General features: G+C 69.4%; 22 protein-coding genes and 1 tRNA gene. 13 read left to right on the top strand and 10 right to left on the bottom strand.

Going from position 1 to position 26,333, the window contains the following annotated elements:
* Positions 1 to 12: 12 nt before the first annotated feature.
* From KLK06_RS50090 to KLK06_RS50080, 3 genes are all read left to right on the top strand, one after another.
* Positions 13 to 1,293, top strand: a complete 1,281-nt coding sequence (locus KLK06_RS50090) for a glutamate-5-semialdehyde dehydrogenase (protein ID WP_214642917.1) — start codon at positions 13 to 15, stop codon at positions 1,291 to 1,293.
* A 66-nt stretch (positions 1,294 to 1,359) separates the two neighbouring features.
* A complete protein-coding gene (locus KLK06_RS50085; protein WP_214642916.1) occupies positions 1,360 to 1,536 on the top strand; it encodes a hypothetical protein in 177 nt (58 codons plus the stop codon).
* An 82-nt stretch (positions 1,537 to 1,618) separates the two neighbouring features.
* Complete coding sequence (locus KLK06_RS50080) at positions 1,619 to 3,388, top strand: serine/threonine-protein kinase (protein ID WP_214642915.1); 1,770 nt, start codon at positions 1,619 to 1,621, stop codon at positions 3,386 to 3,388.
* A gap of 26 nt (positions 3,389 to 3,414) precedes the next feature.
* On the opposite strand, the gene KLK06_RS50075 is transcribed toward KLK06_RS50080, so the two are convergent.
* Positions 3,415 to 4,446: a M48 family metallopeptidase gene (locus tag KLK06_RS50075; RefSeq protein ID WP_214642914.1), complete on the bottom strand. Its 1,032-nt coding sequence runs from the start codon at positions 4,444 to 4,446 to the stop codon at positions 3,415 to 3,417.
* Between the two features lie 108 nt (positions 4,447 to 4,554).
* On the opposite strand from KLK06_RS50075, the gene nadD reads away from it, so the two are divergent.
* From nadD to KLK06_RS50035, 8 genes are all read left to right on the top strand, one after another.
* Positions 4,555 to 5,172: a nicotinate-nucleotide adenylyltransferase gene (nadD, locus tag KLK06_RS50070; protein WP_214642913.1), complete on the top strand. Its 618-nt coding sequence runs from the start codon at positions 4,555 to 4,557 to the stop codon at positions 5,170 to 5,172.
* Between the two features lie 91 nt (positions 5,173 to 5,263).
* Positions 5,264 to 5,659, top strand: a complete 396-nt coding sequence (gene rsfS, locus KLK06_RS50065) for a ribosome silencing factor (protein WP_214642912.1) — start codon at positions 5,264 to 5,266, stop codon at positions 5,657 to 5,659.
* The gene (locus KLK06_RS50060) at positions 5,656 to 6,279 is read left to right on the top strand and encodes a histidine phosphatase family protein (protein WP_214642911.1); all 624 of its coding nucleotides are present in this window, start codon (positions 5,656 to 5,658) and stop codon (positions 6,277 to 6,279) included. The genes rsfS and KLK06_RS50060 overlap by 4 nt, the downstream gene beginning before the upstream one ends.
* A 165-nt stretch (positions 6,280 to 6,444) precedes the next feature.
* Positions 6,445 to 7,428 (top strand): TetR/AcrR family transcriptional regulator C-terminal domain-containing protein, encoded by a 984-nt coding sequence (locus tag KLK06_RS62750; RefSeq protein ID WP_214642910.1) that lies wholly within the window; start codon positions 6,445 to 6,447, stop codon positions 7,426 to 7,428.
* A gap of 65 nt (positions 7,429 to 7,493) precedes the next feature.
* Positions 7,494 to 7,566: transfer RNA gene (locus KLK06_RS50050), tRNA-Ala, on the top strand.
* Positions 7,567 to 8,299: 733 nt separating this feature from the next.
* Positions 8,300 to 11,116, top strand: coding sequence for a DUF4082 domain-containing protein (locus KLK06_RS50045; RefSeq protein WP_250907279.1), 2,817 nt, complete (start codon positions 8,300 to 8,302; stop codon positions 11,114 to 11,116).
* A gap of 64 nt (positions 11,117 to 11,180) precedes the next feature.
* On the top strand, positions 11,181 to 14,021 hold the full coding sequence (locus KLK06_RS50040; RefSeq protein WP_214642908.1) for a beta-galactosidase: 2,841 nt from the start codon (positions 11,181 to 11,183) through the stop codon (positions 14,019 to 14,021).
* 102 nt (positions 14,022 to 14,123) lie between these two features.
* Positions 14,124 to 15,059: a GNAT family N-acetyltransferase gene (locus KLK06_RS50035; RefSeq protein ID WP_214642907.1), complete on the top strand. Its 936-nt coding sequence runs from the start codon at positions 14,124 to 14,126 to the stop codon at positions 15,057 to 15,059.
* 55 nt (positions 15,060 to 15,114) lie between these two features.
* Here the strand turns inward: KLK06_RS50035 and KLK06_RS50030 are convergent, their stop codons facing one another.
* Entirely contained in the window at positions 15,115 to 16,086 is a 972-nt protein-coding gene (locus KLK06_RS50030) for a YafY family protein (RefSeq protein ID WP_214642906.1), read from the bottom strand.
* 45 nt (positions 16,087 to 16,131) lie between these two features.
* On the opposite strand from KLK06_RS50030, the gene KLK06_RS50025 reads away from it, so the two are divergent.
* Positions 16,132 to 16,584 (top strand): hypothetical protein, encoded by a 453-nt coding sequence (locus tag KLK06_RS50025; protein ID WP_214642905.1) that lies wholly within the window; start codon positions 16,132 to 16,134, stop codon positions 16,582 to 16,584.
* On the opposite strand, the gene KLK06_RS50020 is transcribed toward KLK06_RS50025, so the two are convergent.
* From KLK06_RS50020 to KLK06_RS50000, 5 genes are all read right to left on the bottom strand, one after another.
* A complete protein-coding gene (locus KLK06_RS50020; protein WP_214642904.1) occupies positions 16,571 to 17,341 on the bottom strand; it encodes a hypothetical protein in 771 nt (256 codons plus the stop codon). The two genes, KLK06_RS50025 and KLK06_RS50020, sit on opposite strands and share 14 nt — an antisense overlap.
* Before the next feature lie 2 nt (positions 17,342 to 17,343).
* Positions 17,344 to 17,826: a hypothetical protein gene (locus KLK06_RS50015; protein WP_214642903.1), complete on the bottom strand. Its 483-nt coding sequence runs from the start codon at positions 17,824 to 17,826 to the stop codon at positions 17,344 to 17,346.
* A gap of 65 nt (positions 17,827 to 17,891) precedes the next feature.
* On the bottom strand, positions 17,892 to 19,688 hold the full coding sequence (gene nhaA, locus KLK06_RS50010; RefSeq protein WP_214642902.1) for a Na+/H+ antiporter NhaA: 1,797 nt from the start codon (positions 19,686 to 19,688) through the stop codon (positions 17,892 to 17,894).
* A gap of 187 nt (positions 19,689 to 19,875) precedes the next feature.
* Positions 19,876 to 20,814 carry a hypothetical protein gene (locus tag KLK06_RS50005; RefSeq protein ID WP_214642901.1) on the bottom strand — a complete coding sequence of 313 codons (939 nt, stop codon included), beginning with the start codon at positions 20,812 to 20,814 and terminating at the stop codon, positions 19,876 to 19,878.
* A gap of 125 nt (positions 20,815 to 20,939) precedes the next feature.
* A complete protein-coding gene (locus KLK06_RS50000) occupies positions 20,940 to 21,605 on the bottom strand; it encodes a DUF998 domain-containing protein (RefSeq protein WP_214642900.1) in 666 nt (221 codons plus the stop codon).
* Positions 21,606 to 21,674: 69 nt separating this feature from the next.
* Between KLK06_RS50000 and KLK06_RS49995 the strand changes: the two genes are divergently transcribed.
* Positions 21,675 to 22,337: a TetR/AcrR family transcriptional regulator C-terminal domain-containing protein gene (locus KLK06_RS49995; protein ID WP_214642899.1), complete on the top strand. Its 663-nt coding sequence runs from the start codon at positions 21,675 to 21,677 to the stop codon at positions 22,335 to 22,337.
* A 129-nt stretch (positions 22,338 to 22,466) separates the two neighbouring features.
* Here KLK06_RS49995 and KLK06_RS49990 read toward each other — a convergent pair whose 3' ends face one another.
* From KLK06_RS49990 to KLK06_RS62030, 3 genes are all read right to left on the bottom strand, one after another.
* Entirely contained in the window at positions 22,467 to 23,972 is a 1,506-nt protein-coding gene (locus KLK06_RS49990) for a M28 family metallopeptidase (RefSeq protein ID WP_214642898.1), read from the bottom strand.
* Between the two features lie 166 nt (positions 23,973 to 24,138).
* Positions 24,139 to 25,161 carry an ABC transporter substrate-binding protein gene (locus KLK06_RS49985; RefSeq protein WP_214642897.1) on the bottom strand — a complete coding sequence of 341 codons (1,023 nt, stop codon included), beginning with the start codon at positions 25,159 to 25,161 and terminating at the stop codon, positions 24,139 to 24,141.
* An 81-nt stretch (positions 25,162 to 25,242) separates the two neighbouring features.
* The gene (locus KLK06_RS62030) at positions 25,243 to 26,298 is read right to left on the bottom strand and encodes a lytic polysaccharide monooxygenase (RefSeq protein WP_214642896.1); all 1,056 of its coding nucleotides are present in this window, start codon (positions 26,296 to 26,298) and stop codon (positions 25,243 to 25,245) included.
* Positions 26,299 to 26,333 lie beyond the last annotated feature (35 nt).

Raw genomic sequence — 26,333 nt, 5'->3', positions numbered from 1 at the left:
GAGGAGCGTGTGATGTCCGAGGAGTTCCTGAAGGTCGCCCGCGCGGCGCGAGAGGCCGCCGCCGAGCTGGCCCCGCTGCCGCGGGCGCCCAAGGACCGGGCGTTGCGCGCCATCGCCGACGCGCTCGTCGCCCACACCGCCGAGATCGTCGAGGCCAATGCCAAGGACGTGGCGCAGGCGCGGGAGCAGGGCACGCCGGAGGCCATGATCGACCGGCTGCGCCTCGACGGGCGCAGGATCCAGGCCATCGCCGAGGCCGTGCACCAGGTGGCCGACCTGCCCGACCCGGTCGGCGAGGTGATCCGCGGCAGCACGCTGCCCAACGGCCTGGAGCTGCGCCAGCTCAGGGTGCCGCTGGGCGTGATCGGCATCATCTACGAGGGCCGCCCGAACGTCACCGTCGACGCCGCCGCGCTCTGCCTCAAGAGCGGCAACGCGGCCCTGCTCAGGGGCTCGTCCAGCGCCTATTCATCCAACACCGTGCTGGTGCGGGTCATGCAGGAGGCGCTGGAGCGCACCGAGGTGCCCTCCGGGGCGGTGCAGCTCGTGCCCGGCCTCACGCGCGACTCCGTCAAGGAGCTGATGCGGGCCCGCGGCCTGGTCGACGTGCTGATCCCGCGCGGTGGCGCGTCGCTGATCAACTCGGTGGTCGAGGAGTCGACGGTCCCGGTGATCGAGACCGGGGTGGGCAACTGCCACGTGTACATCGACGCCGACGCCGACCTGGACCTGGCCGTCGACATCCTGATCAATGCCAAGGCGCAGCGGCCGTCGGTGTGCAACGCGGCCGAGACGCTCCTGGTCCACGCCGGGGTCGCCGACGCGTTCGTGCCCAGGGCGCTCCAGGCGCTCAAGGACGCGGGTGTGACCGTGCACGGCGACGACCGGATCGCCGCCTACGGCGAGGTCGAGCCGGCCACCGAAGAGGACTTCCTCGCCGAATACCTCTCGCTCGACATCGCCGCCGCCGTCGTCGGCTCGCTGGAGGAGGCCGTCGCCCACATCCGGCGCTACGGCTCGGGTCACACCGATGCCATCGTCACCCGGTCGCAGCAGGCGGCGCGCAGGTTCGTGTCGCTGGTCGACTCGGCGGCCGTCGCGGTCAACGCCTCCACCCGGTTCACCGACGGCGCCGAGTTCGGGTTCGGCGCGGAGATCGGCATCTCCACCCAGAAGCTGCACGCGCGCGGTCCGATGGGCCTGCCCGAGCTGACTTCCACCAAATGGGTCTATACCGGCGAAGGGCATCTACGCACGTCAGCCGGTACGGTCATTCCCCGGTCAGGCGCCTGACGGGATTGGGCAGCGGCGGCGTGTCGGTGTGACCGGTCAGCGGAGGAGCTCGGTTGACTGGACCTCATGGAGATGGTCATCGCCCTGGCCTGCGCGGCCGCGGTGCTGTTCGGCGCGGACCGGCTGCTGCTGTGGCTGGAGGGCCGCGGCCACATCCACTGGCGAAGGAAGGGCCGGAAGGACCTGTCGAGCGAACCCACGACCGAGCTCGACAGCATGCTGTCCGAGCAACCCCGCCAATAAAGCTTCGGCGCGCCGCAAGCGCTGTCAGCCTTCCCAGCGCTAGGGTTGTGTCCCTTATGGGCGCGCCGGGCGGGGAGGGACGGTGACCAAGCTCGGCAAGGTCGGGCCGTACACCCTGCTCGAGAGGCTCGGCCGGGGCGGCATGGGCGAGGTTTACCTCGCCAGCTCCCGCCGTGGCGAGCGCGTCGCCCTCAAGGTCCTGCACGATCTGGCCGAAGACCACTCCATGCGGGTCAGGCTCGAACGCGAGGTCCGGGCCCTGCGCCGGGTCGAGAGCCCGTACGTGGCCAAGGTGCTCGACGCCGACCTCTCGTGCGATCGTCCATACCTCGTCATGGAGCACATCGAGGGCTCCACGCTGCTCGATCGGGTACGTCACAGCGGCCCGCTCAACATGGCGCAGCTGGTCGAGCTGGCGCAGGGCATCGCCACCGCGCTCGCGATCATTCACGCGGCCGGGGTGGTGCACCGCGACCTCAAGCCCGCGAACATCCTCATGGGCGCCGAGGGCCCGGTCCTCATCGACTTCGGCATCGCGCAGGTGCACGACGCCACCCGGCTCACCATGACCGGCACCTTCCTCGGCACGCCCGGCTACACGGCGCCCGAGATCTTCGCCGACGAGCACGTCGACTCGCCCGCCGACATCCACGCGTGGGCGGCGACGGTGGCCTTCGCGGCGACCGGGCGGCCGACGTTCGGGCGGGGGACGGCCGAGGCGCAGATGTACGCGGTGCTCAACGGGCAGGCCGACCTCAAGGGCGTGCCGGTGGCGCTGTTGTCGCTGGTGCGGGCCGCTCTGAACCGCGAGCCGGGCAAGCGCCCGACGGCCGCGCTGCTCGCCGACCGGCTGTCACGGCTGGCCAAGGTGACCAGCCCGGCCGAGCCCGATCCCGCCCGCGTGGTGTCCCCGGCCGAGGAGGGCGCCGCGGTACGCGGCCGTACCGGCGAGGAGGCCAAGCCGCGCGCTCGTACGGCGGAGGACGTCAAGCCGCGCGGCCGCACCGGTGAAGAGGCCAAGTCGCGTAGCCGGACCGGTGAGGAGGCCAAGCCGCGCACGCGTACGGCTGACGACGGGAAGGTTCCCGCGCCGCGTACGCGGTCGAACGCGGACGGGAAGGTCCCGGCGCCGCGAGGCCGTACGAGTACGGACGGAAAGGTGCCCGCACCCCGGGGCCGCATGGCCACGGACGGAAAGAGCGCGGTGCTGCGGAGCCGTACAGGCGAGGGCGTGAAGGCCACGCCTGTACGGAGCCGCGCGAGGGTCGTGACCGGGAAGCCCCGGATGGCGGGCACCCGCAACACGGGGCTCAGGTCGGAGTCGGGCTCCACCGCGTTGCCCGCGGGCAACGCGGCGTTGCTGCTGCTCGCTGTGCTGGCCGTGCCGTGTGTGGTGGCGTCGGTGATCTGGCCGATCGCGACGATCGCGATCACCGCCGTGTTCGTGTTGCTGACCAGGACGCTCTGGATGAGCCACTGGATGGTCAGGAAGCGCGTGTCACGCCGGGTCAGGGTGACCCTGCGGGTGGTGCTCTTCCCGTTCGCGTTCGCCGGGGCGACCGCGACCGCCGTGGCCTGGCCGGGCGTGCCCGTCGCGATGGCGGCGGGTGGCGCGCTCTGGCTGATCGGTGGCGGCCAGATCGACTCCGACTGGTGGCAGCAGCCCGCGCCGGTCACCGCCGCGGGTGTCGTGTTCGGGATGCTGTGCGGCGGCATCACCGGACGCGAGATCGAGCGGGTCGGCGCTCGTCTGCCGGACCTGCGCAGGGAAGGGCTGCGCGCACTGGCCGTGCTGGGCGGGTTCGTCGCCCTGTGCGCGGCGGCGGTGCGCGCTATCGCGTTGCTGCTTTAACTGCTGAACGCTTCTGTACTGCTGGATCAGCCTTGGCCGCCGTCGCGGCGGGAGAAGCGGTTGAAGATGCGCTCGCCCGCGTTGACCGCGCCCTCTGCCACGTCGCGCAGCACGCCGATGAACGGATCCTGCGACTGGGACCACGACGCGCGGTAGGACTCGGCCGCTGCCTTGATCTCGTCGGTGACGCGGGCGTTGGGGTCGTCCTCCCTGCGCGGGTAGTCGCCGCCGAGGATGCGCTCGTACTCGCCGCCGCGGTGCCACTTGTCGAGCTCGGCCACGCGCACCACGGCGAACGGGTGGGTGGTGCCGAGCAGGTTGAGCACCTTGAGGAAGCCGTCGCGAAGGTCGCCTGCGGTGTCGTATTCCTGGTACTGCTCCAGGAACGCCTCGATGTTCATCTCGTGGGTGTAGGCGCCGCCGGCCAGCTTCATCAGCGCGCGCTTGGCCGCCTCGGGGTCCTGGCCGGTGAGCAGGCCGCCGCGGTCGGAGGAGAGCTCCGACTTGCGGTACCACTCCTCCAGGCCCGCGACGATCGCGCGCAGGCCGATGTAGCCGAGCGGGATCCAGGCGACGCGGGTGGCCAGGCGGGTGAGGATGTCGAGCATCGTCCGGTAGACGGCGTGACCCGACAGGATGTGCGAGGTCTCGTGCCCGATGACGAAGCGCTGCTCCTCCTCGTTCATGAGGTTGAGCAGGCCGGTGGTCACGACGATGAACGGGTCGTCGAAGCCGATGGCCTTGGCCTGGACCTGCGGGTCCTGCTGAACGTAGATCTCGGGGATCCGGTGCAGGTCGAGGACGTAGGCGGCATCGCGGCCCATGTCGTAGAGGGAGCGGAACTGGGTCTCGCTCACGCGCACGGCCGACGCCAGGTACATCAGGCGCAGGCGGCGCTCACTGATGAGGCCGGACATCTGCTTAAGAACCGTGTCGAACCCACTCAACTTACGCAGAGCGACCAGCGCGGACCGGTCTGCGGGGTGTTCGTAGGCACGAGACGAGATGCCGGGCAGTTGGACGCGGTTTCGGTCCGGGGTGGTCGTCATGCCCGGCATGCTACGTCGGCAGCCGGGACGATGCGCGTTCATCCTTACGTTCGTCACCGCGTAGGTCTGCGGGGGGTGCCATGATGGTGCCGGATAGCTTCCGCGTAGGGTCCTTTCATGATGAACGCGCCGAGTGTCCAGGGAATGCGACGCGTGGGTGTGATGGGTGGGACGTTCGACCCGATACACCACGGTCACCTGGTCGCCGCCAGCGAAGTGGCTCACCACTTCGATCTCGACGAGGTTGTCTTCGTGCCTACGGGCCGGCCCTACCAGAAGTCGGAGCGCGAGGTGTCCGCGCCCGAGGACCGCTATCTGATGACCGTGATCGCGACCGCGTCGAACCCCCGCTTCTCGGTGAGCCGGGTGGACGTCGACCGGCCCGGACCCACTTTTACCATCGACACTTTGCGTGATATTTCCGAAATATACGGACCGCAGGCGCAGCTCTACTTCATCACCGGAGCCGACGCCCTTGGGGCGATCCTCACCTGGCAGGACGCCGAGGAGCTGTTCGAGCTCGCTCATTTCGTGGGCTGTACGCGGCCTGGTCACACCCTGCACGATCCGGGCCTGCCGCCGGGAAAGGTGACCCTGCTCGAGATCCCCGCCCTGGCCATCTCCTCGTCGGAGTGCAGGCAGCGGGTGGAGAAGGGTGAGCCGATCTGGTACCTGGTGCCGGATGGAATTGTGCAGTACATCAACAAACGCGGCCTTTATCATGCGGAGGGCTGAAGGTACTCGTGCCGTACGTGGGGCTCCGGAGCGCTAACGGGTACCCTCGACATAGGGGCATGTTGCCGACACAGGAGGACCGACCCGCATCGTGACCGCATCCGAAAGAGCCGTTCAGCTAGTCCAGATCGCCGCCGAGGCCGCGGCCGACAAGCTGGCAGATGACATCCTCGCCTACGACGTGAGCGAGCAGCTCGTCATCACCGACGCGTTCCTGCTCTGCTCCGCCACGAACGATCGCCAGGTCCGCGCCATCGTGGACGAGATAGAAGACAGGCTGCGCGCCGACGCCGACGCCAAGCCGGTACGCCGCGAGGGCGAGCGAGAGGGCCGCTGGGTGCTCCTCGACTACCTCGACATCGTCGTGCACGTGCAGCACGAGGAGGACCGCACCTTCTACGCGCTCGAGCGCCTCTGGAAGGACTGCCCGGCCATCCCCCTGCCGGAGAGCGTGGCGCAGGCCAACATCCAGCGGGCCCGCACTTGAGCAAGAGGATCGTCTGCCTCAGGCACGGCCAAACGCTGTGGAACGTCGAGCACCGCTTTCAAGGCCACTCCGACATCCCGCTCGACGGGACCGGCGTCGCCCAGGCGGCCAGGGCCGCGTCGCTGCTGGCATCGCTGCGGCCCACGGCCATCGTCTCCTCCGACCTCCAGCGGGCCAACGACACCGCGCTCGCGCTCGGCCGGATCGTCGGCCTTGAGGTGTCGGTCGACAAGGACTTCCGGGAGCGCGGCGGCGGCCTGTGGGAGGGCCTGACCCGCGAGGAGATCGCCGCGCGCTGGCCGGAGGAGTACGTGGCCTGGGAGGCGCCCGACGGCGAGCCGGTCGGCGAGGTGGCCCGCCGGGTGGCCGTCGCCATGCGTCGCTGGGCCGACCGGCTCGACCACGACGGCCTGCTGGTGGTGGCCTCGCACGGTGCGGCGCTGCGGCTGGGCATCTGCGAAATGCTGGGGCTGCCCGAGGAGCTCTGGCCCGCGCTGGGCGGGCTCGGCAACTGTTCCTGGTCGGTGCTGCAGGAGGGGCGTAAGGGGTGGCGGCTGCTCGAGCACAACGCGGGCACGCTGCCGGAGCCCGTCAACAGCGACGACCGGCCTGACGCCTAGCCTCTCCCCGCTGCGCGTCGGCGGTTTCCGGCCTGGTTCGGTGGTGTGTACAGCGTACGCATGCCCTCTTTTTCGGAATACCAGGATTTATCGCTCTAGTGCGGGCGGCAGAGACGATGTGGTGTTATGTCGTTCGGTGCACTAGAGCGATGAGGAGATTTCGCGGTGGATCGAGGTGAGGTGCCCTACCTCCGGATCGTCCGCGAGCTGCGGCGGCGAATCGCCGCAGGGGAGCTGGTAGCGGGGGACCGGATCCCGTCCACGCGGCAGATCATGCGGGACTGGGGCGTGGCGATGGCCACGGCTACCAAGGTGATTGGAGCGCTCCGGGACGACGGGCTGGTACGTCCGGTGCCCGGGATCGGCACCGTCGTGGTCGACCAGGCCGACCGCTTGCCAGATTCGGATGGATTGACCGGGATTGATCGGCTGGCCGACGGCGGCCGTGGCGGGACGCTGGAGTTCGCCCGCCGGCCCGTACCGGACCTGACCAAGCAACGCATCTTCCGCACGGCCATCAAGATCGCCGACAGCGAGGGGCTCGCCGCCGTCACCATGCGCCGCATCGCCATCGAACTCGGCGCTTCGGCCATGTCCCTTTACCGGCACGTACGGAACAAGGTCGAGCTCGTCCACCTGATGGCCGACGCCGCCTACGGCGAGATGCCGCTGCCCGCACAGCCGCCGTCCGGCTGGCGCGCCCAGCTTGAGGTGTCGCTGCGGCTGCAATGGCGTCTCTACCGCCGCCACCCCTGGCTGTCCCAGGCCATCCCGCTCACCAGACCTGAGTTCGTCCGCAACGGGATGGCGCACACCGAATGGGTCCTGCGCGCCATCGACGGCCTCGGCCTCACCCCGAACGCCATGCTGCACGCCAGCGTGTCCCTGGCCGGGTTCGTACGCGGGGTCGCGGCGAGCCTGGAGGCCGAGGTCCAGGCGCAGGCGGAGACCGACGACGAGTGGGTGCGGGCCAGGGAGGGGCAACTGGCCGAGGTGCTCTCCTCCGGCGGCTTCCCGACCATGGCCAGGGTCATCGTGCAGCCCGGACTCGACCTCGACCTGGACTCGCTCTTCGAGTTCGGGCTGCGGCGCCAACTGGACGGGCTGGCGGTTCTGGTGGCCGGTGTGGCGCACGGCCGACGCGATTAGGCGAATCCCAAGGATGCCTATATGCTCTCGGAGCGCCGCAACGAGCGAACTCGTAGCGGTGACCAGGGGCTATAGCGCAGCTGGTAGCGCACCTCCATGGCATGGAGGGGGTCTGGGGTTCGAATCCCCATAGCTCCACGCGTCGGCGGGGTTGTCTTGGTCGCATGTGCCCCTTCGGGGGGCATGCTCCCCGCGGCCTCCGCGTTGTTTGCATCGGGGGATAACCCCCGAACCCCCAGCGTCGGGCCAAAGGGCCTCGCTTCGCGAGGGCTGTTTTTTGCCAGTCGGGCCACAGGCCCGACCCCCTGTAGGGCCTCGCTTCGCTCGGGCGTTTTTCTTTTTGGTGCGGGCTTCGCCCGCCTGTTGGCCGATTTGGGCTGTTTAAGGTTGCTCGTCATCTCAGTGTTGGCTGGAGCGATGTCTCCGGGCGCGGTTTATTGGGATCTTTGATTTGTTGGGGATTTTTCTCGCTATTAGTGGCGACACGCCCATTTCATAAGAGCTGCTGTCATATCAGTGCTCGCATTAGGAGCCCCCGGTTCGGCCCGTAGCATGCGTCACGAGTCGATGATCACTGCGGATTTCGCCGTCTTGACCTGGGGTGCACGTGTCTGACCATGAGAAGAGAGCCAGTGTCGGGCGGCGGCTGTCCAGGATCGGGCTGGCTATTGCCATAGCCGCCGGCTTTGTGTGCGGGCTGGAGAGTGGATCAGGCGCCGGGGTTCAAGCGCCCTCACCGGTCGTCGCGGTCGATCCGGTCGGTGGCGTGGCCCCTGCCGGTGGTGCGGTCGCCAAAGGGCCGGGGCGGAGTGCGTCGGGGTTCGCCGCGCGGGTCGCGAAGGGGGCTCGCAGGCAGGTGCGTGCGGCTCGCTTGGGAAAGCCTGGCGGCGGCAGGAGAGCGGTCTGTCCGCCGACCTCCGTCATCTGTAATGAGAACAACAAGCCCGGCAACCCGGCCAGCGAATGGGACGTGGTGGGGGCGGGCAGCACTGCCATCCAGGGCTATGCGACGCAGATGAGCGCCGTCAAAGGGGAGACCGTACGGTTCAAGGTCGACACCGTCTCGATCGATTATCGCCTCGACATCTACCGCATCGGTTATTACGGCGGAATGGGGGCGCGATTCATCACGACGGTCCAGCCGTCCGTCTCCCTGCCCCAGCAGCAGCCTGCCTGTCTACAGAATGCGGCGACCGGGCTCATCGACTGCGGGAACTGGGCGGTGTCGGCCTCCTGGCTGGTGCCCAACGACGCCGTCTCCGGGGTCTACATCGCCAAGCTGGTGCGGGAGGACGGGAGCGGGGCCAGCCACATCATTTTCGTGGTCCGGGATGACACCAGGGGTGCGGAGATCCTGGTGCAGACCTCGGACACGACCTGGCAGGCGTACAACAGGTACGGCGGGAACAGCCTGTACTTCGGTAGCCCGGCGGGCCGCGCCTACAAGGTCAGTTACAACCGTCCGTTCGTCACGCGCGGCGCCGGACAGATGGACGCGCCCGAGGGTTTCTTCTTCAACGCCGAGTACCCCATGATTCGCTGGCTCGAGTCCAACGGCTACGACGTGAGCTATTCCAGCGAGGTGGAAACCGCCGCGCACGGTGCGGAACTGCTGGAGCACCGGGCGTTCCTGTCCGTCGGGCATGACGAGTACTGGTCGAACGAGCAGCGCAACGCCGTTGAGAGCGCCAGTAACGCCGGCGTGAACGTGGCGTTCTTCTCTGGCAACGAGATGTTCTGGAAGACCAGATGGGAGCCGAGCATCGACGGCACGGCCACGCCGTTCCGGACGCTTGTCTGCTACAAGGAGACGCACGCCAACGCCAAGATCGACCCCAGTCCGCTCTGGACCGGGACGTGGCGCGACCCGCGATTCTCGCCGCCCTCGGACGGGGGCAGGCCGGAGAACCGGGTGAGCGGGACCCGCTTCGTGATCAACGGGACCGTCAACGACCCGATGAACGTTCCTGCGGAGTACGGCCCGATGCGGCTCTGGCGCAACACGTCCGTTGCCAGCCTGCAGCCCGGACAGACCGCGACGTTCGCCGCGGGAATGCTCGGGTTCGAATGGGATCTGTCTCCCGACGATGACTTCTCGCCGCCGGGGCTGGTGCGGCTCTCCCGGACGACGCTGACCACGACCAACAAATACCTGCTCGACTACGGGAGCACCTACGGCGCCGGAACCGCGACGCACAATCTGACGGTCTACAAGGCCTCCAGCGGCGCGCTCGTCTTCGGCGCCGGCACTGTCCAGTGGGCGTGGGGCCTGGACGCCGTCCATGACCGGGCGGGCACCCCCACAGACGTCAGAATCCAGCAGGCGACGGTCAATCTCCTGGCCGACATGAGAGCTCAGCCGGTCAGCCTCCAACCGGGGCTCGTCGCGGCGACCGCGTCGACCGACACCACTCCACCCACCACGGTGATCACCAGTCCGGCCGCCGGGGCGACCGTGCCGTCCGGAACCGTCCTGATCCAGGGAACGGCGGCTGACACCGGGGGAGGAGTGGTGGCCGCCGTGGAGGTGTCGATCGACGGCGGCACCCAGTGGCGTCAGGCGACGGGCCGCGCCACCTGGCAGTACGAAGCGTCGTTCCAGACCGGCGGCTCCAAGACCATCATGGTCAGGGCGGTCGACGACAGCGGCAACCTCCAGGCGACCCCCACCTCGAGGACCATCACCGTCACCGCGGGCTGCCCGTGCAGCATCTGGACGCCGTCCACCGTGCCCGCCGTGACCGCGACCGATGACCTGAACGCGGTCGAGGTCGGGGTGAAGTTCCGGGCCTCGGCCGCGGGAGCCATCTCGGGGATCAGGTTCTACAAGGGGGTGGGCAACAACGGCACCCACGTCGGGAGTCTCTGGGACAGCAGTGGCCAGTTGCTGGCGAGAGCCACGTTCACCGGTGAGACGACGAGCGGCTGGCAGCAGGTGAACTTCTCGGCCCCGGTCAACGTGAGCGCCAACACCACCTATGTGGCCTCGTACTTCGCGCCCAACGGTGGATACGCGCGGAACCTGTCGTACTTCACGAGCCCGTTCGTGAACGGTCCTCTCACGGCTCCGGACAGTGCGAGCAGCGGCGGCAACGGCGTGTACCGGTACGCGGGGAGCAGCATCTTCCCCAACAGGACGTTCTCGGCGAGCAACTACTGGGTGGACGTCGTCTACACGACGTCCGCGCCGCCGCCCACGAACAGCCTGTGGGATGACACGACGGTTCCCACGGTTCAGTCGGCCGATGATCCGTCGGCCGTCGCGCTGGGCGTGAAGTTCAGGTCGACGACGGGCGGCAGGATCCTGGGTGTCCGGTTCTTCAAGGGGGCGCAGAACACCGGGAGCCATACCGGGTACTTGTGGACCAGCGGTGGTCAGTTGCTGGCGTCGGTGGCGTTCAGCAACGAGACGGCGAGCGGTTGGCAGCGGGCGGACTTCTCCACACCGGTCACGATCACCGCGAATACCACCTATGTGGTCTCGTACTTCACGACCTCGGGGTTCTACTCGGTGGACAGGCAGTACTTCGCCACGCAGTACACCAACGGCCCGCTCATCGCTCCGGACAGTGCGAGCAGCGGCGGCAACGGCCTGTACCGGTACGGCGCGGCGAACGGCTTCCCCACGAAGAGCTTCCAGGCCAGCAACTACTGGGTGGATGTGGTGTTCTCCGCCGGCACGGGGTAGGCGGTTGACGGCAGTTGGTTTAGTGATAAAACAAACTAAAGGTCGTCGAGGCAGGGAGATCGTCGTGCGAACCCGTCGTCTCAGCGCAGCGCTCCTGGTGATCCTGCTGGCCGTCCTCACCGTGGGCGGGCCGCCCGCGAGCGCTGCCCGGAGCCGGTCGCACGAGGTCACCTACGACCGCTACTCGCTGAAGATCGACGGGCGGCGGCTCGTGGTGCAGGCGGCGGAGTTCCACTACTTCCGGCTGCCGAGCCCGGGTCTGTGGCGGGATGTGCTGGAGAAGTTCAAGGCCGCCGGGTTCAACGCGGTCTCCCTCTACTTCGACTGGGCCTACCACTCTCCCAAGCTGGGCGTGTACGACTTCACCGGCGTACGCGACGTCGACCGGCTGCTGCGGGAGGCCGAACGGGCCGGTCTGTACGTCATCGCGCGCCCCGGACCGTACATCAACGCCGAGACCACGGGCGGCGGCTTCCCCGCCTGGCTGAAGACGGTCGAGGGCCGGGGCCGGTCCAGCGATCCCGGTTACACCGTCGCGTACCAGGACTGGCTCGGCCACATCGACCCGATCATCGCCCGGCACCAGATCACCCGCGGCGGCTCGGTGATCGTCTACCAGGCGGAGAACGAGTACGCCGTCAACACCGACCGGCAGTACATGGCGGACATCCAGGCGAAGGCCCGCGCGGACGGGATCGACGTGCCGATCAGCCACAACCAGTGCTGCGATAACGCGTCCTGGACCACCGACTGGTCCGCGGGTCTGGGGGCCGTCCAGCTTCCCGGCGTGGACGACTACCCGCAGTCCTTCGACTGCGCCAACCCGGCCACCACCTGGGGTCCGTGGGGTGAGGGCGTCACCGAGCGGGCGAGCCAGGAGAGCCCGGTGTTCGCCGCCGAGTACCAGGCCGGCGCCATCGACACGCTCAACGCCGGGTATGAGGGATGCAGGGAGCTGACCGGGCCCGGCTACATGCGGTTCTTCCACAAGAACAACCTGATCACCAGCGGCGCGACCATGTTCAGCTACTACATGGGCTATGGCGGCACCAACTGGGGCTGGCTCGCCCAGCCCAACGACGCCTACACCTCCTACGACTACGGTGCGGCGATCACCGAGACCCGGCAGTTGACGGACAAGTACGACGAGTTCAAGCGGCAGGGCTACTTCCTGCGGGCCGTCACCCCGATCGCCGAGACCGACCCCGTCACCGGCCCTGCCTCAGGCAACCCGGCGGTGACCACGGTGGCCCGCGCCAATCCCGGGACCGGAACCCAGTTCGTGCTCGTCCGGCACGCCGACCGGGCCGCCACCTCCACCGACTCGGCCACGCTCGCCTGGACCACGCCCGACGGCGGCTATTCCGTGCCCGTCCAGGTGCGCGGCCGCGAGGCGAAGGTCCTGGTCGCCGGGTACGACCTCGGCGGGCAGCGGCTCGTCTACTCCACCTCCGAGATCATGACCCACCTGGCCACGGGCGGCCGGGACCTCGCCGTGCTGTACGGGAGCGACGGTTCCGCGGGCCGGACCGTGCTGCGTTACTCCTCCGCGCCCGTGGTCAAGGTCCTCGACGGCGCGGTCACCTCGGCCTACGCCTCGGGCGACCTCACCCTGGACTACCCGCACACCGGCCTGTCCCGGGTGCTGATCACCGGTGGTGGCCGGCGTCCGCTGCTGCTCCTGCTCGGCGCCGAGGCGCAGGCGGCGACGTTCTGGCAGGCCGGCTCGGTCCTCGTGCGCGGCACCTCGCTGCTGCGGTCGGCGGACGTGCGCGGGGACACCGTCAGCCTGCGCGCCGACAGCGCGCGGGCCGGTGACGTCGAGGTGTTCAGTGCCGCTCGCGACCTCGTCGTCAACGGCGAGAAGGTGGCGACCACCAGCACGCCCAGTGGCTCCCTGCTGGGCTCCCTGCCCGGCCCCCGGCCGGTTCGGCTGCCCGCTCTGACCCGCTGGCGGACCATGGCGGAGGCGCCCGAGGTGCGGCCCGGCTTCGACGACTCCACCTGGACCGTGGCCGACCACACCACCACCGCGATCCCGTACGCGCCGAAGACCCAGCCCGTCCTGTTCGCCGAGGAGTACGGGTTCGACTACGGGAATGTCTGGTACCGGGGCAGGTTCACCGCCACCGGCACGGAGACCCAGGTGGCGCTCAACGCGATCACCGGCCGGCGCGGGACGTACCTGGCCTGGCTGAACGGCCACTACCTGGGCTCGGCCACCGGCGGCACCCAGGCGGACTCCGACACCCGCAACCCCGATCCCGGCCCCGGGAACTTCGCCATCCCCGCCGGGCTCCTCAAACCGGGCGAGCCGGCCGTCCTGGCGGTCCTCGTGCAGAACATGGGCCACAACGACGACTGGACCGCCGACGACATCCGGTTCAAGCAGCCGCGCGGCCTGTTCGGCGCGGCCGTCAGCGGGTCTTCGGCGGCGATCTCGTGGAAGATCCAGGGCGCCCGGGGCGGCCGTGAACTGGTCGATCCCGTACGCGGTCCGCTCAACACTGGCGGCCTGTACGGCGAGCGGGCCGGCTGGCACCTGCCTGGATACCGGGACGGCTCGTGGCAGGAGACGTCCACGCCGTCGGCCCAGACTCCCGGTGTGCGGTGGTATCGCACCACGTTCGGGCTGAACCTGCCCGGCGACCAGGACACGCCCATCGCCCTGCGGTTCGGTGGTGAGCTTCCGGTCGGTGCCCGGGTGGTGGTGTTCCTGAACGGTTGGAACCTCGGCCAGTACTCCGGCGATATCGGCCCGCAGCGGGACTTCTCCCTTCCCGAGGGCGTACTGGATCACCAGGGCGACAACACGCTCGCGCTCGCGGTCACGACGGCCACCGGCACCGCCCTGGGCCCGGTGAGTCTGGTCACGGCGGGCAACGTCCGAGGTGGCGCCCGCTGACGCGCGTACTTACCGCAAACGAAAGATTCCTGACGCATATTGACCTGGTCCGTAATCACTGGCAACCCTGGTACGGGAGAGCCCAGGGTGAAAGGACCCCCGATGGTCACTGTCCGCGCGTTCGCCTCGGGGGATGAGACCTCCCTGATCGACGCCTGGAACCGGAGCATGCCAGGCGACCCGACGACCTCCGGGTGGTTCCGCGACTGCGTACTGCTCGACCCGAACTTCGATCCCGAGGGACTGCGGGTCGCGGTGATCGACGGGCGGGTGGCCGGCTGCGCGTACGCCGTGCGCAGGCTGACCCCGCTCGCCCCGGGCACCGATCTGGAGCCGGAGACGGGCTGGATCCCGTTCTTCTTCGTCACGCCCGAGCATCGGCGGACCGGGCTCGGGCGGCGGTTGCTCGGCGAGGCCATCGCCTTCCTCGAAGCCCAGGGCAGGACCAGGATCGACTTCTCCTCCTACACGCCCAATTACGTGCTGCCGGGAGCCGACGCCGAGCTCTACCCCGACGGGTTCCGGCTGCTGGGCGGGCTGGGGTTCGAGACGCTCTACTCGCCGGCCGCGATGGACCGCACCCTGGTCGGTTACGCGACGCCGGACGAGGTGCGCGTGCTGCGGGACAAGCGCGAGAGCGAGGGGTACGAGTTCCGCAGCCCCTACGACGGGGAATTGCCGGAGCTCATCCGGTTCGCGGCCGACGTCTTCAACCCGGACTGGGGCGAGGCGATCCGGCAGCACCGCGACACCAAACGCATGATTATCGCGAAAAATAAGGGGATAGTTGGGTTCGCGTTATACGGGGCCTACCGGGGGATTCCTGAGCGGTTCGGGCCGTTCGGGGTTGATCCGGGGGAGCGGGGCACCGGGCTCGGCAAGATCCTCCTCCACCTGACCATGACCATGATGCGGGCCGAAGCCCTGCACAGCTCCTGGTTCCTGTGGACCGGCGAGACCGGCCCGGCCGGCCACCTCTACAGCAGGGCCGGCTACCAGGTCACCAGGCGCTTCCACGTGATGAGGCGGTCGGCGTGACCCACGTGCCGGAGATGGCGTCGTGCGCGGGCAGGTGCGTCGTCGCGGCGCGCGCTCAGTGGTAGCGGCGGGTCAGTTCCGCGGCCGTGCCGGCGATGCGCTCGCGGAGCTCGCCGGGGGCGAGGACCTCGACGTCCGTGCCGAGCCGGAGGAACTCGCCCGTCGCGTGCTCGATCGACTCGATCGGGACCGTCACCTGAGTCCAGCCCTCGCCGTCGGGCGGCTGCGCGGTCTCCTTCGCCGCCGCCACCACGCCGGGCGTCATCAGGTTGGCCAGCAGCCGCATCCCCTGCGGCGACAGCCGGACCACCGCCTCGCCCCACCGCAGCCGGGCCTCGAACTCGGCCAGATACGCCTGCCAATAGGCGGCCAGGTCGAAGTCGCCGGGCCGGGTGAAGCGCTCGGGCAGCGGGTGCAGGCTGAGGATCTGCGACACCCGGTAGGTGCGTACCTGGTCACCGGACCGCGCCACCAGGTACCAGAGCCCGGCCTTGACCACCAGCCCGTACGGCTCCAGCCGCCGATCGACCTCCTGGGGCGCCTTCCAGCGGCGGTATCTGACCTCCAGGACACGCTCGTTCCACACGGCGTCGGCCACGGCGGACAGATGCGTCACCGGCTGCGGGTCGCGGTACCAGGTCGGGGCGTCGAGATGGAAGCGCTCCTGGATCCGCCCGGCCCGGTCGCGCAGCTCAACCGGTAGCGCGGCCATCAGCTTGAGCTGCGTGGCCGTCACCACGGCGCCCAGCCCCAGCTCGGCCGCGGGGCCCGGCAGCCCGGCGAGGAACAGCGACTCGGCCTCGTCCGTGGTCAGCCCGGTGAGCCTGGTGCGGTAGCCGTCGAGGAGCTGGTAGCCGCCCCTCGGCCCGGCGTCGCCGTACAGCGGGATGCCCGCGGTGTGCAGCGACTCGACGTCGCGGTAGATCGTCCGCACCGAGACCTCGAGCCGGTCGGCCAGCTCCTGGGCCGTCATGCGCCCCCGCGTCTGCAGCAGCAGGAGGAGGGAGACCAGCCGGGAAGCGCGCATTTCACTGACACTACCTGTCAGTGACCCCGGTCTACGTTCGTCCACATGAACGACTTCGACTTCTTCATCGGCTCCTGGAACGTCGTCAACCGCAGGCTCGTCAAGCCGCTGACCGGCAGCGACGAGTGGGACGAGTTCCCCGCCACCTCCGTGGCCAGCCGCCATTTCGACGGCGCGGTGAGCTTCGACGAGATCAAGTTCCCGACCAGGGGCTTCTCCGGCTTGACCCTGCGGATCTTCAACCCTGCGACGGAGCTGTGGTCGATCTACTGGTCCAGCAGCTCCAGGGGAGTGCTCGACACGACGCCTCTGGTCGGCGCCTTCACCGGTGACAGGGGCGAGTTCTACGCCGACGACGAGCACGAGGGCGCGCCGGTGCGCTGCCGGTTCATCTGGAGCGTCTTCGGCGCGGATTCCTGCCGGTGGGAGCAGGCCTTCTCGGTGGACGGCGAGCAGACCTGGGAGACGAACTGGACCATGGACTTCACACGGGCGTGACGCTGTCCAGGACGTCGTCGAGGGCGCGGCGGGCGGTGTCGCCGTCGGGCACCGTACTGCCGTACACGTACGAGAGGCCGCCATCATCGGTGTGCACCGCCATGATGCGGACATAAGCCGGATCCTTGGTGGCGCTCTTGAACACCACCCGGAACGACGCCGTGGCCGCCGGCCGGCCGCCGACCTCCAGCGCCCGGGTACGCAGCCCGTCCCGGCCGCCCACGTCGGGCAGGAGCCGCCGGGCCGTGTCCAGCGCCACGGCGTCGGCCCTGGCCTGCAACTGCTCGGAGGTGGCGGCGCCGCCGATGCCGCCCTGCTGCTGCGGGAAGGCGACCACGACCGCGCCGCCCGCCGAGATGCCCGAGGTGTACGACGGCCGGTCGGCCTTCTTCCAGCCCGCCGGGATCAGGTAGGACACCTGGGCCTTGGTGTCGGTGACCCGCGCGGGGGCCTGCGAGCCCGGCTTGACGGTCGGCTCGACGGTGCTCCTGCCCCACAGGAGGGCGACCACGGCCACCGCGGCCACCAGGATCGCGATCCCACCGACCACGATCACCCACCACCAGCTCGACTTCGGCGGCTTGGTCTCGTACTGGGGGACGTCGGGGAGCATGTCGGGCGTGTACGGCAGGTGCTGGGTGTAGGGGGACTGGCCGGGGTCGTGGCCGGGCTCCTGGGGTGACTCAGGGTGTGGCCAGCGGTGCCTGATGGTCCGGTTGGGGTCGGGGCCGGGTTGGTCCGGCTGCTCTGGATTCATGATCAGCCCTGCGGATTCTGCCAGCCGGGCCGGTCAGGGTCCTGCCAGCCCGGCTGCGGGGGCGGGGACGGCTGAGGCGGGGACTGCGGCTGCCACTCGGGCGGTGCCTGTGGTTGCGGCTGCTGCCAGCCGTACTGCTGCTGGGGTTGCTGCCAGCTCGGTGCCTGCGCCGGGGTGCGGCGGGCGACCACGGCCCAGATCAGCAACCCCACCCCGCCAGCGGTGAAGAGCATGCCGATCAGGTCTATCACGAACAACATCGGGGTGATGTTGCTCACGCCGACCGCCTCCACCAGGCTCGACAGCGTGAAGTTGCGCACGAGGCTGTAGCCCTCGCCGAGCAGGAGCACGATGCAGCCGAACATCCCCAAGGTGGCCGCCCGGCCGTGCTCCGCCTTCGCCTTGGTCATCAGCACGACGCCCACGAGCAGCAGGGCGATCATCCCCAGCGAGAGGATGGCGTACAGCACGTTCGAGAATGTCATGTTCCCGTCTTTCAGCTCTGTCGCGCACGTCTTCCGCTTTCGCGCAATATGTTCGAGACGCGACGTTACGTGGATTGGCGCGCGCTTTCCACTGCCTTGGTAATCGAGCGCAGGTCCATGTCGCCTTGGTAGCGGACGCCGTTCAGGAACAGCGTGGGCGTTCCGCGGACGCCGCTCGCCCGGCCCGACTCCTCGTCCCGCGTGATCGGCGCCGCCTGTTCGGATATGTCGGGCCACGGCTCGACGTCCAGTTCGTCGGCGTAGCGGGCCAGGTCGGTATCGGTCAGGAAGCGCTGGTTGTCGTAGAGGGCGTCGTGCATCTCCCAGAACCGGCCCTCCCTCGCCGCGGCCTCGGCGACCAGCGCGGCGGGAAACGCCCGCGGGTGGATGGTGCGGAGCGGGAAGTGCCTGAAGACCAGCCGCACGTCGCTGTTCTTCTCCAGCAGCTCGTCCAGGATCGGATGGAGACGTCCGCAGTAGGGACACTCGAAGTCGCCGTACTCCACGATCGTCACCGGCGCGTCCGCCGGTCCCCGTACGTGGTCGTCCGGCCCCACGGGCTCGGCCAGCAGCACGGGCAGCTCCTCCTCAGGCTCCGCGTCGGGCGGCGCGCACACCCCGCCCCGGTCCCAGGCCATCCGGAAGATCGCCCCACCCAGCAGCGCCGCCAGCAGCGATCCGGCCAGGATGCCGATCTTCGCCTGGCTCTGCACGGCCGGGTCTTCGAAAGCCAGGTCCACGATGAACAGCGCCACCGTGAACCCGATGCCGGACACGGCGGCCCCGCCCAGCAACTGCCCCCACACGAGGTTTCCAGGCAGGATCCCCCAGCCGAACTTCAGCGGCAGCCAGGTGCCCAGCGAGATGCCGACGAACTTCCCCAGCAGCAGCCCGGCCGCCACGCCGAGCGTGATGGGCGACGTCATGGCCGTGCGCAGCGCTTCACTGTCGAACCTGACACCCGCGTTGGCCAGCGCGAAGATCGGCACGATCACGTAGCCGGACCACGGGTGGAGCAGGAGCTGCAGCCGCTCGTTCACGGACACGGCCCGCCGCAGCGTGCGCGTCGCCTCCCTGGCCGTCTCCGGGCTCGGGTCGCTGGTGAACTCGTGCACGGCCTCATCGGCACGCAACAACTTGTGGTCGCTGGGCGCGTACACGAACACCAGGATGCCCAGCGCGATGCCGATCAGCGTCGGATGCACGCCGCTCTCCAGCGTGGCCACCCACAGCGCGAACCCGAGCACGATGTACGCGGGCGGTCGCCAGATCTTCAGCCGCCGCAACGTCATGATCGCCGCGAGCAGCGCCGCCGCGACCACCAGCGAGACGACGTCCAGGCTCTCGGTATAGAAGATCGCGATGATGATGATCGCCAGCACGTCGTCGACGATCGCCAGTGTCAGCAGGAACACCCGCAACGGCTCCGGGCAGCGCGCCCCCACGATGGCGAGCATGCCCAGCACGAACGCGGTGTCGGTGGCGATCGGCACCCCCCACCCACCGGCCCCGGGCCCACCCGTGTTCAGGGCCAGGTAGACGCCGGCGGGCACCATCATCCCGCCCAGCGCCGCCACGGCCGGCACCCCGATCAGCCTCCGATCCCGCAGCTGCCCGAGCCGGACCTCGTACGAGATCTCCAGGCCGATGACGAAGAAGAAGACGGTCATGAGGCCGTCGTTGACCCAGTGGCGCAGGTCGAGGTCGAAGGCGGCGCTGCCGAACGACAGGCCCATGGTGGTGTGCCAGAAGGATTCGTAGGTGGCGCCCCAGGGCGAGTTGGCCCACAGCAGGGCCAGCAGGGTTGCCCCCAGCAGCACGCTGGTGCTGCCCGTCTCGGTCTTGAAGAACGCCCGCAACATGGTCTGACCCCCGAAGCCCGATCATAGGCTCCATGGCCGACCTGGGGCGCTACCGGTACAAACAGGACCGCTGATGGCCCCTGCCTCCGCCGCTCCACCGCGCTTCAGGCGGTGGAGCGGCGAGCCGTTGGTTCGAGCGCTTCCGGAGAGGGGCTGCTCGGGACGGGATCGCGCCGCTACCGGATGCTCATGAATTCGGGGTGGGTGTGGGGGTCGGGGTCGGGGTTTCCGCGACCGATGATGTCGGGTCGGGGGTCGGGGTGTCTGTTGGCGTCTCTGTCGGGGTCACGGTCTCTCTGGGAGTGGGGCAGGCGGCCGGGGTTCGCCACTTCGGCTGGCCGGTCCACCACTGCTTCGGCAGCCACCAGTCGCGGTTGCGCATGGAGACTTTGGTGGGCCGCGACAGGTCGAAGACGTAAGCGGCCGTGGCCGTCGTCTCGCCGCCGGCGGTGGGCGTGACGGTGGGGGTGAGGGTTTCCGTGGGGGTGGGGGTGGCGCTTTCCGTTGGGGTAGAGGTGGGAGTTTCGGTGGGGGTAGGGGTGGGGGTTTCCGTGACGGTGGGGGTCGCGGTGGCAGTGGCGGTTGTGGCGGCCGTTGTGGTGGCGGTCACCGACACCCAGTCGCCTTCCTTGATCGCGCTGGTGCCGCGGCGGCCCGCGATCGTCCGAGTGGACTCGCCGATCGCGTACACCTTCTCGAAGCCGTCCTGGCTCTTCACGGTGATCGAGTCCTCAGCGACCGCGGTCGCCTGCCCGGTCTGGGCGAGCAGCGTGATGACGCCGCAGCCGTCCTTGGTCGCCACCGCGAACTCGCCGTGCATCGCGCCGACGAAGCCCCAAGGGTTGATCGGTGGTAATGCGGGCGCGGCGGGTGACGGCGTCAGCGTCTCCGTGGGCGTCTCGGTCGGTGTCTCGGTGGGGGTCTCGCTGACCGTCGCCGTGGGAGTCGGCGACTCTGTCGGTGTCGTCGCCGTTCCCGACGCCGCCGCCGCGGACACTCCGATCCCGCCCGTCGCCGCCAGCGCGATGGTCGCGGTGACGATCAGCGATCGTGGGACGCGCCTGCGTGGCTCGTTCGGTCTGATCGAAAGTTCCTCGTTTGGTTGGTCAGAACTCGTTGGCGTCACTATGTCCTCCAGCTGAGTTGTTCCGATTCAATCCCTGCCGATCTAAAACGGGAGTAAACCGGACGACTGCCGCATCCGAGGCTCGCTGCCCTCCTGTACCGCTCGAAACCGGTTGTTTGCCACTCTCACGGTGACGCCTGATCAGGCGGGGTGCTCGCGGCACGTACTCGGGCCGCGATCAGCGAGGCCCAGCCCCAGCCCAGAAGCGCTGCGGCGCGCAGGCTCAGGCTCACGGGTCCCGAGTCCGCGGCGTCGCCGCTCGCCAACTCCCCGCCCACCAGCAGGGCGGGGAGCGCCACGCCGGTGGCCGCGCAGTAGAGCGCCCAACGACGATCTCCGTACGCGGCGAAGCGGCTGGTGAAGACGAAGCAGGCGGCGGTCAGCGAGCCGAACACCACAAGGGCCCCGACGTTGTGCAGAACGGAGCTCAGGCCGAAGACGTGGGGTGGGTCGGCGGGCGCCCCGGGCGGGTAGCCCCACGCGGGCTCGGTCACGAAGATCCCGGCGATGACCAGGCCGACCCCGTAGGCGCCGATCAGGATCGGCCCCCAGGTCCCGCCGGGACCGGGGTGCAGCGACCGCCACAGGCCCGCGGCGGCGGCGATGAACAACAGTCCGGTGATCGTGAAGTTGGCGATCTGGATCCAGCCCAGATCTCCCAGCCCCAGCATGCTGAGCGGGTGCCGGCGGGGGTCGAAGCCCGCTCGGGTGTAGTCCTGGACCAGGACCACAAGGATGAACAGCGGCCCGGCCATGGCGCCGCACGCCAGCAAACCTCTGGTCGATGGCATGGCCTCCCTTTCTCGTACGGCCAATTTAGCAATGCTAAGGATGGCTTAGCGCTGCTAAGCTGTCAATCGATGGACAGTGACAAGCGGCCCCGGTTGAGCCGCGAGACGATGATCGAGACGGCGCTGCGACTGCTCGACGAGGTCGGGCTGGAAGGGCTGACGGTGCGCCGGCTCGCCGCCGAGCTCGGCGTACAGTCGCCGGCGCTCTATTGGCATATCCGCACCAAGCAGCAGCTACTCGACGGGATGGCCGACGCGATCATCCTGGGCGCCGGGATGGGGCCGCCCCGCGACGGCGAGTCCTGGCAGGAGTGGCTCGGCCGCCGCGCCCGCGCCTACCGCGACTCGCTGCTCGCCCACCGCGACGGCGCCCGGATCGTCTGCACCGCGGCGCAGCTCAGCCCGGCGACGGTGGGGATGTTCGACCAGGAGTTGGCCGCCATGGTGGGCCGCGGATTCACTCCGGCGCTGGCGCTGCGGACGATCACCAGCGTCGCCCACTACGTCAACGGCTTCGTCCTCCAGGTGCAGGGCGAGCGGCGGGAGCCTTCGGCTCCGCCGGAGGACCTGCTCGCCGCCCTGGCCGGTCAGCTCGACGACGGCATGTCGGCCCCGCTGATCGCGGCCCTGCTGGAGGGCGGCAACCCGCTCGGTGAAGAAGCCTTCGAACACGGGCTACGCGCACTCATCGACGGCACGGCCGCGGTCCTCCACACCTCCGGAAGGCAGTGAGCGGGGACGGCGATGGGTGCACGCCGCAATGGGTGGGCCCGCAACGAGCGCGCGGGCCACAAGGAGCGCTGGCGGCGATGAGGGTGGACAGCAATGAGCCCGGGCCCCGCGCGGCCCGGGCTCATTGGGTCATTGCCGGGTGATCTTGACGTCGTCCACGCCCGCCTCGACCAGGCTCGCCCCTGACGCGTCGGCGGCCTCGATCAGGACACGGACGCTCTGCCCGGCGAAGGCGGAGACGTCAGCGCCGGCCGTGCTCCAGGCTGCGTCGCGATTGCTCGCGGCCCCCAACTGCTGGAACACCGTGCTGGTAGTGCTCCCCACCACCTTGACGCGGAAGAAGTCGGCGGTGGAGGCGTTGCTGCCGTGCGCGAGATACCACGACAGCGACAGCCTGAGCGTCCCGCCGGCCGGCAGGGTGATCGGCGGCGACTGGATCGAGGTGGTGCCGCCGTCCAGATCGTTCGCGCCCGCGCTGGCCCCGGCCAGCCTGCCGGTGACCAGGTCGTTCGTGCCGCTCACCGTGGTGCCGAGCTGCTTGGTGCCGCTGGAGGTCGTCGCCTCCGGGTCGCCGCGCTCCCACTGGCCGATGGTCGCGGTGTCGGTGCCGCCGGCGTTGGTGACCCAGCCGGTGGCGCTCTCGAACGTGTCCGACCAGACGGTCGCGGGCGGTACGGCGGTGGCGATCGTCCAGACGGAGTACGCGATGGCGTCGGCGTTGCGGTCGAGCGCGGTGTCGTTGATGTTGGCGGTCGTGTCGCAGGAACGGTGGTAGCAGACGTCGAACGCCTGGCCCGCCGTACCGCCCCAGAGCTGCGCCTGCGCGCTCGACTTGATCCCCTCCGCGCCCGTGAACGTGCCGCCCGCCGCGATGCCGACGGCGATGAACGGGCCGTAGTCGGAGCGGCCGTCGAAGTCGGTGCCGCGGGTCGGGACGCCGATGGAGGAGAAGTACGCCGCCAGGGTCTGCTCCAGCTCCGCCGACCCGGCCGGGCCCGGCCCGGAGCCGACACCGTCGGAGTTGTCGCCGTCGTAGAGGAAGTAGCCGGGGTTGGGGGAGCCGACCATGTCGAAGTTCAGGTACGCCTTGATCTTGGCGCGTTCGGTGGCGGGCAGGTTGTTCACGTAGAACTGTGAGCCGCGCAGGCCCAGCTCCTCGGCGCCCCACCAGGCGAAGCGCAGATGCTTCGTGGGCTGCACTGCCTGGCGCGAGACCTCCAGCGCGACCTCCAGGATCGACGCCGAGCCCGAGCCGTTGTCGTTGATGCCGGGGCCGGCGGTGACGCTGTCGAGGTGGGAGCCGGTCATGAGGATGTCGTTGGGGTCGCCGCCCGGCCAGTCGGCGATCACGTTGTAGCCGGTGGCGCCGTTGTAGGTGAAGGATTGCAGCGTCGTGGTGTAGCCGGCGGCGTCGAGCTGGCCCTTGACGTAGTTGGCCGAGGCCAGGTAGCCGGGCCGGCCGTGCGCGCGGGTGCCGCCGTTGTTGGTGGCGATCGTCTGCAGCTGTGCCAGGTGGGCCTTGACGTTGGCGAGGGAGATGTTCGGCGGGGCGGCCGCGACGGCCGCTGACGCGGGCGCGCTGAGTGCCAGGGGTACGGCCAGCGCGAGGGCGCCTAACGCCGCGAGGAGCTTCATCTGGGGCCTCCGTGGGGGGTGGACAGAGGGGAGATCGCTCGGCAGATCCCGGTCTGGGACGTTGGGCAGGCGCGGACAGCCCCGTAAACAGCCGCGCTGCCTGAACGTAACCAGCGGACCTCATCCTGAGAAGACCCATTTGTCACAGCTGTCCATTCCGAGCGGCCTAGTTGACGAGATCGGTCCGGGCGGTCTTGAGGTGGCTGTTGAGCTCCTCCAGCACCTTCGCGTAGCCGAGATGGCTGTAGCGCTCGGCCGCGTGCCACGGGTAGACCTGCCCGGCCTTGACCGCCGGCAGCTCGGTCCAGGTCGGCTTGGCCGCCATCTCCGCGGGCTTCATCGACTGGCTCCGGGCGTCGACGAGGATGACGTCGGCCTGGTACTTGTCGGCGTTCTCCCAGCTCAGCACCTCCCAGAAGCCGCCTTTCGCGGGTTTGGGCGGCGACACGACCTTCAGGCCCTGCTCCTGGAAGTAGGAGATGTCCGGATGGTCGGGGGTGTAGGTGACGTACAGGGTTTCGGGGGTGCCGGTGACGACCATGACCTTGAGGTCCGGCTTCGTGGCGGCGATCGACTTCAGTTCGGCCGCGGCCGTCTCGAAGCGGGCCTTGGCCGCCTTCACCGGCGCGGCGTCGAGATCGGCTCCCAGCGCGCCGGCGAGCCTGCCGAACGTCTCGATCACCTCGATCAGGCCCTTGCCGCCCATCCGCACGCCGGCCGACGGGGCGATCTGGTCGATCGCGGCCGCGGACTTCTCGGGGACGTACCAGAGCGCGTTGGGCGCGTACATGCCCGCCACCAGCAGGTCCGGCTGGAGCGCGGCGTACCTCTCGATGTTGAACTCGCCCCACACATTGCCGAGGCCCTCGATCTTGTCGACGTCGACCTCGCCCACCTCGGGGTCGCGGGAGCCGTCCTTCAGCTTGTATGGCCCGAACACCGCGATCGGCCGCACCCCGAAGTCCCACAGCGCGGCCGCGGCATTGGACTGCGCCACGATCCGCTGCGGCCGTCGCGGCAGGGAGATCTTCTTGCCCCGGTCGTCGATCCATTCCCACGGGCCTTGCTCCGCCGTCGCCGTCTCGCCCGCCTGCGCGGCCGGTGGCCGTTCTGTGCCGCCGCAGCCTGAGGCGGCCAGAAGTGCGGCGGCGCCGATGACGAACAGGCCGCGACGGGGGACACAGAGCATGCTCTTCTCCTTGTTAGGGGGCCTCGCTCTGCTTGGGATATTAGCTTAGCCTTACCTAACTTAGAAGTTCTTGGGTGGCTTTCAGGCCCGTACGGTGAGGACGGCGCGGGCCTGGCCGCCGTTCTGGCAGTAGACGACCACCGGGTACGTGCCTGCTCGGACGGCCTTGAGCGACGGCGTCCAGGCGACGGTGGACGCCGGGGCGACCGCTCTGCGCGGGCTGAAGGCGTTGGAGGCCACGCCGCGGACCGTGGAGCCGCCGCACACCGCCGTGACCGTCACCTGCCGGCCCACCTTGACCGAGGCGGGGCTGACTCCGGCGCCCGCGTTGATCGCCGACAGGGCGACGCCGCCGGGCTGCTGCGCCGGAGGAGCGCCGGTCGGGGCGGCCGTGGGCTTGGTCGTGGGCGACGCGGTGGTGGTCGGCTTGGTCGTGGGCGCTGCGGTCGTGGGCGCTGCGGTCGGGGGCGTTGTGGCCGGGGTGGTCGGGGTGGTCGTGCCGCCGCCGAAGGCCACGTCCGAGCAGGAGTAGAACGCCTCGGGGCTGTCGCTGCGCTGCCAGATGGCGTAGATCAGGTGGCGGCCCTGCTTGGCGGGGAGCTTGCCCTGGAGGGTGTAGGCGCCGTCCGTCAGCGCGGGGTCCCGCTGGGTGAGGAACGGCTTCGATTCCAGGTCCGACCACTTGAGCGGCTTCGAGGGGTCATAGCCGTCCTTCGTGACGTACAGGTCGAAGGAGCCTTTGTGCGGAGCGGTGGCTCGATAGCGGAAGGTGAACGACGCGCCGCTCGCCATGCCGGTGGCGGGCCAGTCGGCGCGTGCCTGGTCGAAGGCGCGGTACTTGTCGCGGCCCGCGCTGCACAGCTTGCCGTCCGGGATGAGCTCGCGGTGCCTGCCTGCGGCGTTCGCCAGGTTGACCTCGTTCCAGTCGTAGAGGGGCTGGGTGCCGCCGAGTTCCACGGCCTTCTTGCAGGCGGCGGACTTGGGGTTCTCCGGGCCCTCGCTGAAGCAGACCATGGTCCGGCTGGGCGGGTTGTTCATGGTGCCGTGGGCGTTGGCGGCGCCGGGCGCGACGATCAGGACGAGCAGCGTGGGCGCGGTCAGGGCGGCGGCGGCGATGGCCTTGCGGGTGATCTGCATGTAGATCACGTTGAAGCATGAAAAGGGGTGAAAAA

The sequence above is a fragment of the Nonomuraea sp. NEAU-A123 genome, assembly GCF_018603905.1.
GTDB lineage: Bacteria > Actinomycetota > Actinomycetes > Streptosporangiales > Streptosporangiaceae > Nonomuraea.
This window is presented reverse-complemented; position numbering and strand designations above follow the sequence as displayed.